The 13,259-nt window shown below is 40.7% G+C and carries 15 protein-coding genes; 9 read left to right on the top strand and 6 right to left on the bottom strand.

Annotated elements, in window-relative coordinates; translation table 11 throughout:
* Nucleotides 1–54: 54 nt before the first annotated feature.
* Nucleotides 55–828 carry an XRE family transcriptional regulator gene (locus HMPREF9378_RS07250; RefSeq protein ID WP_002900492.1) on the bottom strand — a complete coding sequence of 258 codons (774 nt, stop codon included), beginning with the start codon at nt 826–828 and terminating at the stop codon, nt 55–57.
* A 104-nt stretch (nt 829–932) separates the two neighbouring features.
* Nucleotides 933–1,775, bottom strand: a complete 843-nt coding sequence (locus HMPREF9378_RS07255) for a DegV family protein (protein ID WP_002900491.1) — start codon at nt 1,773–1,775, stop codon at nt 933–935.
* Between the two features lie 134 nt (nt 1,776–1,909).
* Here HMPREF9378_RS07255 and HMPREF9378_RS07260 point away from each other — a divergent pair, with 134 nt between their 5' ends.
* On the top strand, nt 1,910–2,485 hold the full coding sequence (locus tag HMPREF9378_RS07260) for a TetR/AcrR family transcriptional regulator (RefSeq protein ID WP_002900490.1): 576 nt from the start codon (nt 1,910–1,912) through the stop codon (nt 2,483–2,485).
* Between the two features lie 14 nt (nt 2,486–2,499).
* Here HMPREF9378_RS07260 and HMPREF9378_RS07265 read toward each other — a convergent pair whose 3' ends face one another.
* From HMPREF9378_RS07265 to coaA, 3 genes are all read right to left on the bottom strand, one after another.
* Entirely contained in the window at nt 2,500–3,021 is a 522-nt protein-coding gene (locus HMPREF9378_RS07265; RefSeq protein ID WP_002900489.1) for a DNA topology modulation protein, read from the bottom strand.
* 57 nt (nt 3,022–3,078) lie between these two features.
* Complete coding sequence (rpsT, locus tag HMPREF9378_RS07270) at nt 3,079–3,315, bottom strand: 30S ribosomal protein S20 (RefSeq protein ID WP_002900488.1); 237 nt, start codon at nt 3,313–3,315, stop codon at nt 3,079–3,081.
* A 70-nt stretch (nt 3,316–3,385) separates the two neighbouring features.
* On the bottom strand, nt 3,386–4,306 hold the full coding sequence (gene coaA, locus HMPREF9378_RS07275) for a type I pantothenate kinase (RefSeq protein WP_002900487.1): 921 nt from the start codon (nt 4,304–4,306) through the stop codon (nt 3,386–3,388).
* A gap of 94 nt (nt 4,307–4,400) precedes the next feature.
* On the opposite strand from coaA, the gene HMPREF9378_RS07280 reads away from it, so the two are divergent.
* From HMPREF9378_RS07280 to HMPREF9378_RS07315, 8 genes are all read left to right on the top strand, one after another.
* A complete protein-coding gene (locus tag HMPREF9378_RS07280) occupies nt 4,401–4,988 on the top strand; it encodes a class I SAM-dependent methyltransferase (protein WP_002900486.1) in 588 nt (195 codons plus the stop codon).
* A 1-nt stretch (nt 4,989) separates the two neighbouring features.
* Nucleotides 4,990–6,267, top strand: coding sequence for a pyrimidine-nucleoside phosphorylase (locus tag HMPREF9378_RS07285; protein WP_002913614.1), 1,278 nt, complete (start codon nt 4,990–4,992; stop codon nt 6,265–6,267).
* 17 nt (nt 6,268–6,284) lie between these two features.
* The gene (deoC, locus tag HMPREF9378_RS07290; RefSeq protein WP_002897691.1) at nt 6,285–6,947 is read left to right on the top strand and encodes a deoxyribose-phosphate aldolase; all 663 of its coding nucleotides are present in this window, start codon (nt 6,285–6,287) and stop codon (nt 6,945–6,947) included.
* Nucleotides 6,934–7,323: a cytidine deaminase gene (locus HMPREF9378_RS07295; RefSeq protein ID WP_002900483.1), complete on the top strand. Its 390-nt coding sequence runs from the start codon at nt 6,934–6,936 to the stop codon at nt 7,321–7,323. Before deoC ends, HMPREF9378_RS07295 begins: the two co-directional genes overlap by 14 nt.
* Nucleotides 7,324–7,394: 71 nt before the next feature.
* The gene (locus tag HMPREF9378_RS07300) at nt 7,395–8,450 is read left to right on the top strand and encodes a BMP family lipoprotein (RefSeq protein WP_002900482.1); all 1,056 of its coding nucleotides are present in this window, start codon (nt 7,395–7,397) and stop codon (nt 8,448–8,450) included.
* A gap of 136 nt (nt 8,451–8,586) precedes the next feature.
* Nucleotides 8,587–10,119 (top strand): ABC transporter ATP-binding protein, encoded by a 1,533-nt coding sequence (locus HMPREF9378_RS07305; protein WP_002900481.1) that lies wholly within the window; start codon nt 8,587–8,589, stop codon nt 10,117–10,119.
* The gene (locus tag HMPREF9378_RS07310) at nt 10,112–11,167 is read left to right on the top strand and encodes an ABC transporter permease (protein ID WP_002900480.1); all 1,056 of its coding nucleotides are present in this window, start codon (nt 10,112–10,114) and stop codon (nt 11,165–11,167) included. Before HMPREF9378_RS07305 ends, HMPREF9378_RS07310 begins: the two co-directional genes overlap by 8 nt.
* A gap of 2 nt (nt 11,168–11,169) precedes the next feature.
* Nucleotides 11,170–12,126, top strand: a complete 957-nt coding sequence (locus HMPREF9378_RS07315) for an ABC transporter permease (RefSeq protein WP_002900479.1) — start codon at nt 11,170–11,172, stop codon at nt 12,124–12,126.
* A 104-nt stretch (nt 12,127–12,230) separates the two neighbouring features.
* Here the strand turns inward: HMPREF9378_RS07315 and HMPREF9378_RS07320 are convergent, their stop codons facing one another.
* A complete protein-coding gene (locus tag HMPREF9378_RS07320) occupies nt 12,231–13,196 on the bottom strand; it encodes a polysaccharide deacetylase family protein (RefSeq protein WP_002900478.1) in 966 nt (321 codons plus the stop codon).
* Nucleotides 13,197–13,259: the final 63 nt, after the last annotated feature.

Raw genomic sequence — 13,259 nt, 5'->3', positions numbered from 1 at the left:
TGATTTTTTGACTGATAATCATAAAAATAACAGTTCTGTACATTTGCAGAACTGTTATTTGTTTTTCTTTATTTTTTCTACATCCAGTGGCATGAAAGTCGCCATAACTCGACCGATAAGTTTAGGTTCTTCCTCATGCGGGATAAACTTATCACTGTATTTTTTATTAAGGGAAATTAGACGAATACCGGATGGATCGTTGAAGACTCTTTTTATAATGGTTTGACCGTCATAGTCAATAGCATAGATTGCGCCAGCAAGTTCGAAATGAGTCTGCTTGATTAGGGCTACGGAATCTCTCGGATACTTGGGCTCTAACGAGTCAGTTCGTACCCAAAGGGCAATATCGTAGTCAATTTCTCTGTCCAGCCAGACTAAATCAGCTTGTTCAGGCTTATGCTGAGAGAGATAGTAATTCTCATAGACCAAGTAGGGGAAGTAGTCATCCTTTAAGCTGGCTTGTGTTTCTTGCTCAGTCAGGCTAGCTTCTAGTAGCTTTAATCCTTTCTCCTGTCTGTCTTGGTCAAGTTGCTGATAAATACGATTTAAATCGGGAAATTGTTGAGGGATATCTGCAATTAGTCGGTAACGAGGGTCGATTTCTTCAACCTCTACGTCGAAAAATCTTGCAATCTTTTCTAGATTGGCTGCGATAGGCAGAGATGTTCCTTTGATATAGCCAGTGAGTGTACTAGCAGGAATGCCTGTTTCACGAGATAGCTCAACTTGTTTCTTACCTGTTTCCTTGAGAAGTTCTTTGAGTTTTTTAGAAATGAGAAGACTTGCTTCCTTGTCTTGGGGGCTTGCTGCGCCTCTTCCTCTGGCCATAATATCAACTCCTTTACTTGGTTTTATTATAGCGAATTAAATCGAAAAAGTAAAGAATTAGGTCAATTATCTTAGCCTAATTCTTTACTTTTTTAAATACCTTATTAAATTTCGTAGCCCATTAAGATTCCGCCTTCTTCAGCATAGAAGCTGCAGAGACCTGAAGTCGGCACCATTTCGATTTGAGCTTGAGGATACTTTTCTTGTACCAGTTGACTAAATTGTTGGCAGAATTTTTCGTTATTTCGGTGAGCGATAATGAGTCGGCCACCCTTGTAACCGGCTTTGAGTAGCTCTTCGATTGCAGAAGCAAGTGCCTTTTTCGGACCGCGTGCCTTTTGCAGAAGCTCTAACGTGCCGGTCTGGCTAGCTTCACCGACCATGCGGATATTGAGCAAGCCGACAACGGTTCCCAGAAGTTTGCTAAGCCTACCGTTTTTGACCAAGTTATCTACCTTTGCCAGAACGAAGAGAAGCTTGGTTTTCTCTTGATAGCGACTAATGACTTCAACGACTTCATCAAAGCTGAGATCTTGCTGAATGAGTTCATTGAGTTTAGTCACAAGCAAGTCCACCTCTCCGCCAGCAGAAAGACTATCAATGACATGAATCTGTGCGTCAGGATGTTCTTCCAAAAAGATTTTCTTAGCAACCTGTGCACTATTATTGCTGCCAGATAGAGTTCCAGTGATAGTCACCACAAAGATCTTATCAGCTCCCTCAAAGCTTTTGAGATAGTCATCTGGACTAGGGCAGGCAGACTTTGAAGCAGCAGAAGAAGCATACATCTTCTCCATCATCAGGTCAATTTCAAGTTGCTTATCATCTACAAAGATTTCATTTTCCACTTGAATGGTCAAGGGAACACTTTCAAATTGAGTGTCTTTGGCCAAGTTTGCCATTTCACGAAAGTCACAGCCAGAGTCAGCTATAATTTTCCAAGTCATATTTTTCTCCTTTTTTGTCAAGTATGTACAATAAAAAAATTGACAAAAAACCTGTCTTTTTTTAAAATTATAACATGAAGGATGCTTACTAGAAAGCGGAAACTGTCAGCTGATACAAGAGGGAAGAAATTGTTATGTCGGAAAAGAAAATATCGGAAAAATCACTCGCGAATTTAAAGAAATACAATCAGGAATCCAATCAAATCACGAGAGAGTCTCTGGAAATTTCTCTCATGCAGCTGCTGGAGAAGAAAGAACTCAAAAAAATTACGATTTCAGAGCTGGTTGAGCGAGCAGGGGTTTCCCGCGCTGCATTTTACCGCAATTATAGCTCTAAAGAGCAGATTCTGGAAGAGATTTTTAAAAACACTGTTCGAGGTATTACGGATAAATTGGAAGAGTTTAACTTTAAAACTGAGATGTACCAAATTTGGCTTTTTCTTTTTAAGGAAGCCAAGAAAGAAGCTCGGGTTATCAGTCTAGCCATTGACTATAATTTTGAAAAGCTGCTGACTCAGGCCGTGTTTGACTTTTTGGAAAAGCGCAATCGCAATGCTAAGAAAACGACTAACTCTTACATGAATTCCTTCTGGAGTTCGGCAGTTGTTTCCGTTCTTTCCAAGTGGATTAAGGACGGTATGAAAGTTCCAGCTGAAAAAATAGCTTCTTTAGGTCTGCCCCTCTTTCCCCAGAAAAAGAAAATCAAATAAAAACAAGTGAGTCATTAGGGCTCGCTTGTTTTTAGGTTCTGTAAGAAGTTGGTCAGTTCTTTTTGGTTACTTAATTCGTAGAATTTCTGAGGAAAAGTTTGTCGGATTTTCTTATATCTTGCCAGTGCAGTCTGACGTCGTCCTTTCCAAAGAACCCAGCAGATAAACTCCCAGTCAAACTTTTCGGGGCAGCCGGGAGCCATGCTTTCTCTGGTCCGATTTCGGTATTTTAGATAGCGTTTGAAAGCTCGATAGAGGCAGTTCCAGCGAGAGAAGTTCAGAAAGATGATTTGGTCGGCTTCTGCCATCCGCCGTTCATAAAAACACCAAGAGTAGTTGCCATCAATGATCCAGTCGGTATTTTTTGACAAAAAATTGTCCATCTGTTCTCGCATCCAATCACGATCACTATCCTTCCAGCCGGGTTGGAACTGCAATGTATCCATGTGAAGTTTGGGAATGGAGCCGTGCTTGGACAGTTGTGCTGCTAGAGTGGATTTGCCAGAACCAGAATAACCGATGATTGCTATTTTCATCCCTACCTCCTTTGTGTGAGAAACAAAAAAAGCTCCTGAGAGCTCCCTTTGTATGCATTATTTAGCAAGTTTAGCTGAAAGGCGTGCTTTATCGCGGCTTGCTTTGTTTTTGTGGATCAAACCTTTTGTTTCTGCTTTATCGATAGCTGAGCTAGCAGCACGGAAAAGTTCTTCAGATGGGTTTGCTTCAAATGATTTGATTGCAGTACGCATAGCTGACTTTTGAGCTGAGTTTTTTTCGTTATGTTTCACGTTCAATTCAGCGCGTTTGATAGCTGACTTAATGTTTGCCAAGTTGTTTCACCTCCATTGAAAATACTAACTATCTAATTATATATGAAAAATTAGGATTTGACAAGCTTTTTTATTTTTTTAAGTAAATTTCATCAATTTCATGATTTCCGGCTTTATGCAGGATAATTTCTGCTCGATTGCGGGTTGGCTCAATGTAGTCTAGCAGGTTGACAAGGTTAATGCTTTTCCAAACATTATGGGCGAAGGTTACTACTTCCTCTTCTGATTGCGTGGTGAAGCGGTGGTAGTAGTTTTTTGGGTCGTTTTCAGCCAACGTCAGCATTTTTTTAAAGCGATCCAGATACCAGTTTTCAATATTTTCGACTTCTGCATCGACATAAATTGAAAAGTCAAAAAAGTCTGTCATATATAGGCGCTCGTTCTGAGGATTCTGGAAAACATTAATCCCTTCGACAATAACAAAGTCAGCTGCCTTTACCTCTTGCATTTCTTGAGGAACGATATCGTAAGTCTCATGCGAGTAGACTGGAATTTGGAAATCCTGACCGTTTTTTATGCTGTCTAGAAAGGAAAGAAGCAGCTCCATATTATAGCTTTCTGGGAAACCTTTGCGGTTTAAAATGCCGTTAGCTTCTAAAATTTGATTAGGAAACAAGAAGCCGTCTGTGGTAACCAGCTCGACTGTCGCATTTGAAAAAGTCCGAGAAAGTAAAATCTGCAGCAAACGGCTGGTGGTGGATTTCCCAACGGCCACACTGCCAGAAACACCAATGATAAAGGGCTGTTTCCGGCTCTCTTTTTGTAGAAAAATCCCCTTGGAAAAAGCCAAGTCTTCCTTAGAACGTTTATAAATCTGAATGAGATTGGTCAAGGGGAGGTAAATGTCCGTCACGTCTTGCAGGCTAATTTTGTCATTGAAACTCTTGATAGAATTAAGCTCGGCCTGGGTCAGAGGCGGAGTTGTTTTACGATGCAGGTTTTGCCATGTATGGCGGCTGATTTTTTCAAAATGAAGAAATTCGTTAGTCATAAGTTGCTCCTGTATGATGGACTTTAGTATAACATACTTTTTGGAGAAATGAAAACGATTTACAAATCTAGGAAAATTATGATAAAATGGTTGTATGACTAAAATGTATTTTGCAGAAAATCCTGATGCCAAACATGATATTCATGAATTAAATGTGGAACTCTTAGGACAGCGGCTGACTTTTTTGACAGATGCTGGTGTTTTCAGTAAAAAGATGATTGATTATGGCAGTCGGGTTCTTTTGTCTGTCTTGGACTTTGAAGCTGGAGAACAGGTGCTGGATGTTGGCTGTGGCTATGGGCCTCTAGGTTTGACCTTAGCCAAAGCGCAGGGAGTGACTGCGACCATGGTGGATATCAACCAGCGAGCCTTGGACTTGGCTCAGAAGAATGCTGAAAGAAACCAGATTTCAGCTGATATCTTCCAGTCGAATGTTTATGAAAAGGTCAGTGGCATTTTCGACCATATTATCAGTAATCCGCCTATTCGTGCTGGTAAGCAAGTCGTGCACGAAGTCATCAGCGGAAGCTATGAGCATTTGACAGAAGGCGGTGATTTGACCCTTGTGATTCAGAAGAAGCAAGGAGCGCCCAGTGCCAAGTCGAAGATGGAAGCTGTCTTCAGTAATTGTGAGATTGTCAAGAAGGACAAAGGCTACTATATACTAAGGAGCGAAAAATAGGATGCGTGCTGTAGATATTATCCAAAAGAAAAGAGACGGTCTGGAACTGACCAGGCAGGAAATCCAGTGGCTGATTGAGGACTATGTGGATGGGACTGTGCCAGACTATCAGATGGCAGCCTTTGCGATGGCTGTCTATTTTAAGGGCATGACAACTCGGGAAATTTCGGATTTAACCATGATTATGGTTGGAACCGGTGAACAGTTTGACTTGTCGGAAATCGCGGGAATAAAAGTAGATAAACATTCCACCGGCGGTGTTGGTGATAAAGTAACACTGGTCTTGGTACCTTTGGTGGCTAGCTTTGGTGTGCCCGTTGCTAAAATGAGCGGCCGTGGGTTGGGCCATACTGGAGGAACCGTTGATAAATTGGAATCCATTAAAGGATTTCAGGTAGAGCGCAGTCAGGAAGACTTTATCAAGCAGGTGCAGGAAATCGGTTTGTCCGTCATCGGTCAGTCTGATCAGTTGGTGCTAGCGGATAAGTTACTCTATGCCTTGCGAGATGTAACCGCAACTGTTGATACGATTCCGCTGATAGCGAGCTCTGTTATGAGTAAGAAAATTGCTGCTGGTGCAGACAGTATCCTTCTGGATGTGACGGTCGGTGAAGGCGCCTTTATGAAAAATATTGATGACGCTCGTGTACTAGCACGCACTATGGTGGATTTGGGCAAGGCTGTCGGTAGAAAAACAGTAGCTGTTCTGACAGATATGAGTCAGCCTTTGGGAACCAGCATTGGCAATCGTTTGGAAATCTTAGAAGCATTGGATATCTTGCAGGGCAAGGGCCGTGAAGACATCACAACTTTTATTTGTGAATTAGCTCAGATTATGCTCGGACTGGCAGATGTTGAGAAAACGGTGGAAGAAGTAAGAGAACAGTTGACCAACGGTGCTGCTTTGAAGAAATTTGAAGCTATGATTGCTGCTCAAGGCGGTGACTTGGAAGACCTCTATCGTCCATCAAGTGCAGCTCATATTATAGAAGTGAAAGCAGAACAGGCAGGTTATATCACTGAACTGCCTGCTATGGAATTCGGACTCTTTGCTATGAGACTTGGAGCAGGACGTGCAGTTAAATCTGACGACTTGGATTATGAAACTGGAATTGTTTTCGAAAAGAAAGTCGGAGACAAGGTTGAAATTGGAGAAGTTTTCGCAAAAATTTATTCAAATGAAAAAATTTCTCAAGAACTAGTTACAGAATTTCAAAAAAATGTTAAAATAGGTGATGAAAGCGTTGCAGTAAGCGAAATTATCGAGGTTATTGCTTAATTCTAGGAGAAGTCAACATGAAATTAAACAAATACATAGACCATACGCTTTTAAAACCAGAAGCGTCAGAAGAGCAGATTCTGAAGTTAATTGAAGAAGCAAAAGTTTATGATTTTGCCAGTATCTGTGTCAATCCAACCTGGATAGAGTTTGCTGCGGAGCAGCTAAAAGGCTCAGATGTCAAGGTTTGTGTGCCAATTGGTTTTCCTTTAGGAGCCAACACTTCCGATGTGAAAGCTTTTGAAACCAAGGACGCAATCCAAAAGGGTGCTGGCGAAGTGGATATGGTCATCAATGTCGGTGCTCTGAAATCTAAAGATTATGATTTGGTAGAGCGAGACATTCGTGCGGTTGTAGAAGCTGCAAACGGTACCTTGGTCAAGGTAATTCTGGAAACTTGCCTGCTGACAGATGAGGAAAAGGTTAAGGCCTGCCAATTAGCTCAGAAAGCTGGAGCTGATTTTGTTAAGACCTCTACAGGATTTTCAACTGGCGGTGCGACAGTCGAAGATGTTGCCCTTATGAGAAAAACAGTTGGTCCTGACATGGGCGTCAAGGCTTCTGGCGGTGCTCGTTCTTATGAAGATGCGCTGGCTTTTATTGAAGCAGGTGCGACTCGTATCGGAACTTCGGCTGGAGTGGCGATTATGAAGGGAGAAGAAGCTAGTGGCGACTACTGAGTTGATTGACTTGGCTGTCCAAGCCAGCAAAAATGCTTATGTCCCCTATTCTCATTTCCCGATTGGAGCGGTTTTGGTCGCAAAAGACGGACAGGTATTTACCGGCGTTAACGTTGAAAATGCCAGTTTTGGCTTGACCAACTGTGGAGAGCGGACAGCTATTTTTAAGGCGGTTTCAGAAGGAGCTTTAGACTTCGAGGAGCTGATTGTCTACGGTGAGACGGAAAAACCCATATCACCCTGTGGTGCCTGCCGCCAAGTAATGGCAGAATTTTTTGCTGAGGATCTAAAAGTGACCTTGGTCGCTAAAGATAAATCGACGGTCGTGATGACGGTCAAGGAATTACTTCCATATTCTTTTACAGATTTAACATAAGTCTGTTATCGGTCATCTGACCAAACTCAAACTTGCAACTGTGTTGCACATCTTATTTAGGAGGTTCAGAAATGAACAAAAAACAATGGCTAGGTCTTGGTCTAGTAACTGTCGCAGCATTCGGACTTGCTGCATGTGGAAACCGTGCTTCTCGCTCAGATTCTTCAGACGCGAAAACTGATCTGAAGGCTGCTATCGTAACTGATACTGGCGGTGTTGATGATAAGTCATTTAACCAGTCTGCATGGGAAGGTTTGCAAGCTTGGGGTAAAGAAAACGGTCTTTCTAAAGATAACGGCTTTACTTACTACCAGTCTACAAGTGAAGCGGATTTTGCGAATAACTTCAGTCAAGCAGCTACAAATGGCTATAAATTAGTTTATGGCGTTGGTTATAAATTAGCACCTGCTGTTACAGCTGCTGCTGATGAAAATGCTGATATTAATTATGTTATTATTGATTCTGTTATCAAAGACAAGAAGAATGTAGCATCTGCTGTTTTTGCTGATAATGAAGCTGCTTACCTTGCCGGTGTTGCTGCTGCAAAAACTACTAAGACTAACAAAGTTGGTTTTATTGGAGGAGCACGTGGCGAAGTTATCACTCGTTTTGAAAAAGGCTTTGAAGCAGGAGTGAAGTCTGTTAACAAAGATATTTCAGTTGATATTCAATATGCTGAAGACTTTAATAATCCTGAAAAAGGAAGAACTATTGCTGCAACCCAATATGCCGCAGGAGCTGACGTGGTTTATCAAGCTGCTGGTGGTACTGGAGCAGGTGTCTTTAAAGAAGCAAAAGACTTGAATGAGAAGAAAAATGAAGATGAAAAAGTTTGGGTAATCGGTGTCGATCGTGATCAAGCTGAAGAAGGTAAATACAAGTCTAAAGATGGCAAGGAATCTAACTTTGTACTTGCTTCCAGCTTAAAACAAGTTGGCAAAACTGTTCAAGAGATTGCTACTCAAACAGCTGATGGTAAATTCCCGGGTGGGAAAGTAATTACATTTGGTTTGAAAGATGGTGGAGTTGAATTGACAACTTCCAACCTATCTGAAGATGCTAAAAAAGCTGTAGAAGATGCTAAGAAACAGATTATTGATGGTAGTGTAAAAGCACCTGAAAAATAATAAAGATCCAGAAGCGACCCAACCTTCTTGGGTTGCTTTTTTAGGGTATTGAGACATTTTGTCTCAATAGAGCCTACTAACTTGATTAGTAGGCTCTACTGAAATAAAATATAATTTTCTAGAAAGGAATACTCTAATGGCACATGAAAATGTCATTGAGATGCGTGAGATAACCAAAGTTTTTGGTGAATTTGTCGCAAATGACAAAATCAACCTACAACTGCGGAAAGGTGAGATTCATGCACTTCTTGGTGAAAATGGAGCTGGGAAATCTACCTTGATGAATATGTTGGCTGGTCTTTTAGAGCCAACTAGTGGAGAAATTTTTGTCAACGGAAAATCGGAAAAATTGGATTCTCCTTCTAGGGCTGCAGCTCTCGGAATAGGAATGGTTCATCAGCACTTTATGTTGGTTGAAGCATTTACTGTTGCTGAAAACATTATTCTTGGTAGCGAAATAACGAATAAAGGTGTATTAGATTTGAAAAAAGCTAATGCAGATATCCTTGAATTATCAGAACGCTATGGCTTAGCTGTTGACCCAACAGCTAAGGTTGAAGATATTTCTGTTGGTGCCCAACAACGTGTAGAAATCCTGAAGACCCTCTATCGTGGTGCCGAAATTTTGATCTTTGATGAGCCAACGGCAGTATTGACCCCTGCTGAAATTTTGGAATTAATGGATATTATGAAAACTCTTGTTAAAGAAGGGAAATCAATTATCCTGATTACTCATAAACTAGATGAAATTCGAGCAGTAGCGGATCGTGTCACAGTTATTCGCCGTGGAAAATCAATTGAAACCGTTAGCATTGAGGGCGTTTCAAATAAAGATTTGGCTGAAATGATGGTTGGACGTTCGGTTTCTTTTGTTACTGAAAAGGAAGAAGCTAAACCGAAAGACGTTGTACTTCAAATTTCTGATTTGATAGTGAATGAGAATCGTGGTGTACCAGCTGTTAAAGAGCTTTCTCTTGATGTTCATGCAGGTGAAATCGTAGGAGTTGCTGGGATTGACGGTAACGGTCAGAGTGAGTTGATTCAGGCTATTACAGGACTTCGAAAAGTAAAATCAGGAAGTATTAAAATCAAAGGAAGGGAAGTTGTAGGACTTTCTCCACGAAAGATTACAGAAATGCAAGTAAGTCATGTACCTGAGGATCGTCATCGTGATGGTTTGGTACTTGAAATGATGCTTTCTGAAAATATTGCTCTCCAGACTTACTATAAAGAACCGCTCAGTAACAAAGGTGTTTTGAATTATAATCAAATTAATTCATATGCCCGTAAATTGATGGAAGAATTTGACGTTAGAGCAGCTAGTGAACTTGTTCCAGCAGGTGCTTTGTCAGGGGGAAATCAACAAAAAGCTATTATTGCTCGAGAAGTTGATCGTAATCCAGATCTATTAATTGTCAGTCAACCTACTCGCGGATTGGATGTTGGTGCGATTGAGTATATTCATAAGCGCTTAATTTCTGAACGTGATAAAGGAAAAGCCGTTCTTGTTGTAAGCTTTGAATTAGACGAAATTCTTAATTTATCAGACCGTATTGCTGTTATTCACGATGGAAAGATTCAAGGAATTGTAAAGCCATCTGAAACTAATAAGCAAGAACTTGGTATTCTCATGGCTGGTGGAAAAATCAAGGAGGGTTCTAATGGATAAAAAAACACAGCAAATTGCTATTCCTTTTATTTCAGTTCTTTTAGGAATCTTACTTGGCGCCATCATCATGTGGATTTTTGGTTATGATGCCTTGTGGGGTTATGAAGAGTTGTTCAAAACAGCTTTTGGTTCCATTAAAAATATTGGAGAAATTTTCCGAACCATGGGGCCTCTAATTTTGATTGCTCTTGGGTTTGCAGTGGCTAGTCGTGCTGGTTTTTTCAATGTTGGTTTACCTGGTCAAGCTTTGGCAGGTTGGATTGCAGGTGTTTGGTTTGCCCTATCTTTTCCAACCATTCCTCGTTTTGCAATGTTACCGCTGACTGTCCTTGTAGCAGCAGTTGCCGGTGGTTTAATCGGTTTAATTCCGGGTTTGTTAAGAGCATTTTTAGGTACAAGCGAAGTTATTGTTACCATTATGATGAACTATATTGTTCTTTTTGCTGGAAATGAAATTATTCGGAATTTTCCTAAAAAACTAATGGTTGATTCCGAATCGAGTATTCCTGTTTCGGCAAACGCTAGCTATCGTCTAGACTTTCTTACAGAGCTTACTAAGTCACGTATGAATATTGGAATTTTCATTGCTTTGATTGCTGTTGCTGTAATTTGGTTTATCATAAAGAAAACCACACTTGGATTTGAAATTCGCTCAGTAGGTCTCAATCCAAATGCTTCAGATTATGCAGGGATGTCGGCGAAACGTACTATTATTCTTTCAATGGTGATTTCTGGAGCTCTTTGTGGTATTGGAGGAGCAGTTGAGGGTATAGGTACTTTCCAGAACGTTTATGTTCAAGCAGGATCTCTGGCTGTTGGATTTAATGGTATGGCAGTTGCTCTTCTTGCTAGCAACTCTCCTATCGGAATCATTTTTGCAGCGTTTCTACTTGGGACATTGCAAACTGGTGCGCCTGGTATGACAACGGCTACTATTCCTCCAGAACTTGTCAATATTGTAACAGCTTCCATTATCTTCTTTGTAAGTGCTCACTACATTATTGAAAAATATATCAAACCTAAAAAACGAATGAAAGGAGTAGAGTAAAGATGAATATTGTTGCTATTCTAACAATACTTGTATCAAATATGCTGGTCTATGCCGCTCCTCTCATTTTCACCAGTATTGGAGGTGCTTATTCTGAGCATGCTGGTGTAGTTAATGTTGGCTTGGAAGGCATCATGGTCATGGGAGCTTTTACAGGAGTTGTTTTTAACCTGACTTTCGCTGAAAGCTTAGGAGGAATGACTATTTGGCTTTCTCTTCTCGCAGGTGGTTTAGTTGGTCTTATTTTTTCTGCGATTCATGCAGTAGCAACCATTAATTTTCGTGCTGATCATGTTGTTAGCGGTACTGTACTGAACTTGCTGGCGCCAGCTTTAGCTGTCTTTCTTGTGAAAGCTATTTATGGAAAAGGACAAACTAATAATATTGATTTGTCCTTTGGTAAATTTGATTTTCCAATTTTGTCTAATATTCCTGTTATTGGAGATATTTTCTTTAAGAATACTAGCTTGATGGGTTACATTGCTGTTGGATTCTCATTTTTAGCTTGGTTCATCATGTTTAAGACGAAATTTGGGCTTCGCTTACGCTCAGTAGGTGAACATCCTCAAGCTGCTGATACATTAGGGATTAACGTTTATCTCATGCGTTACTACGGAGTGTTGATTTCAGGATTTTTGGGAGGAGTAGGTGGAGCTTTGTATGCTCAATCTGCTTCGGTTAATTTCTCTGCTACGACGATTGTTGGCCCTGGATTTATCGCTTTAGCTGCCATGATTTTTGGCAAATGGAATCCAATAGGTGCTATGCTTTCAAGTCTTTTCTTTGGACTTTCCCAAGCCCTAGCTGTTGTTTCTACTCAGATTCCTTTCCTTGCTCATATACCTGCGGTTTATCTTCGTATCGCGCCTTATGCCTTGACAATCATTGTTTTAGCCGCATTCTTTGGTAAATCAGTTGCTCCAAAAGCGGATGGTATCAACTATATCAAGTCTAAATAAACCTTTACACCAGTTCCAAAGAACTGGTGTTTTTTGTGATTTGAAGAAGATACAATCATAGGAATAGAAAAAGCCTGCTTCGTCTGAAACAGGTTTTTTTAAGATTAGTTTGTTGCGATTTCATTTAGCAGGTCTTCTGCAGTGGTGGTTGGGTTTACGCGTACTCGGTTGAGTGAGAGCAAGCCATTGGATAGAGAAGCTAGACCGTTATTGGTTGTCAGTCCCATCTTGTAGCCAAGGCTTTCAGCAATCTGCAAGGTTGCATCGCTGTAACGTCCAGATGGATAAGCAACGGTAGTAGTTGTTTGAGACAGTTCTTTGTCCAAGTAAGACTTGGAGTCTTTTAACTCAATTTTTTGTTGGTCTTCTGCAGTCGCTGAGAGGTCAGGATGGTTGACGGTATGGTCTTCAAAGGACATGCCTTTTTCCTTCATTTCCTTTATCTCATCTAGCGTCAGCATATCTTCACGCCCTGCTTGAACAAATCCGGTAATGACATTATTGGTTGCTTTCATGTCATATTTCTGGAGAAGTGGAAAGGCATTAGTATAGAAATCCTTTAAACTATCATCGAAGGTCAGCCAGACGACTCTTTTGTTTTCTGGCAGGACATTCTCCGTCAGGACTTTGTATGCTTCTGCCGGTGTTAGTGGATAGTAGCCTGCGTCTTTCAAGGCTTTCAGATGGCTTTCAAATGTAGCTGGATCTACAATCAAACCAGCATTAGCTGCTTCTGATGGGTCCATGACGTGAATGGCATGATACATCAAGATAGGAACTTGAACTGGCTGGTCTTGCTTGACCCATTTGACCTTGTCTTTGCTACTGTCATCCGAAGTCGTCTTTTTTTCCCGAGTCGGTGCTGACGAAGTTTTAGATGAAGTATTGACTTGGTTCGTTGACACGTTATTAGCTTCTTTTTGGTTGTGCGAGTTTTGCAGCTTAGCTAGTAAAGAAAAGCCACCTACAATCAGGACGAGAAAAAGTAATAAACTCGTTAAAGAAAGCAAAATAGCTCTTTTCCTAGCTTTGCGTTGCTGCATGCGATTTCCTCTGTGTTTTCCTGTCATAATATCTCCTTTTTTTAAAAAATTACAATTCCTTGCGGAAATTTACATCTATTATAACAAATA

This window comes from Streptococcus sanguinis SK1 = NCTC 7863, from assembly GCF_000194945.1.
GTDB classification, from domain to species: Bacteria; Bacillota; Bacilli; order Lactobacillales; family Streptococcaceae; genus Streptococcus; species Streptococcus sanguinis.
The sequence above is the reverse complement of the archived record's forward strand: the minus strand, read 5'-3'. Positions and strand labels throughout refer to the sequence as shown.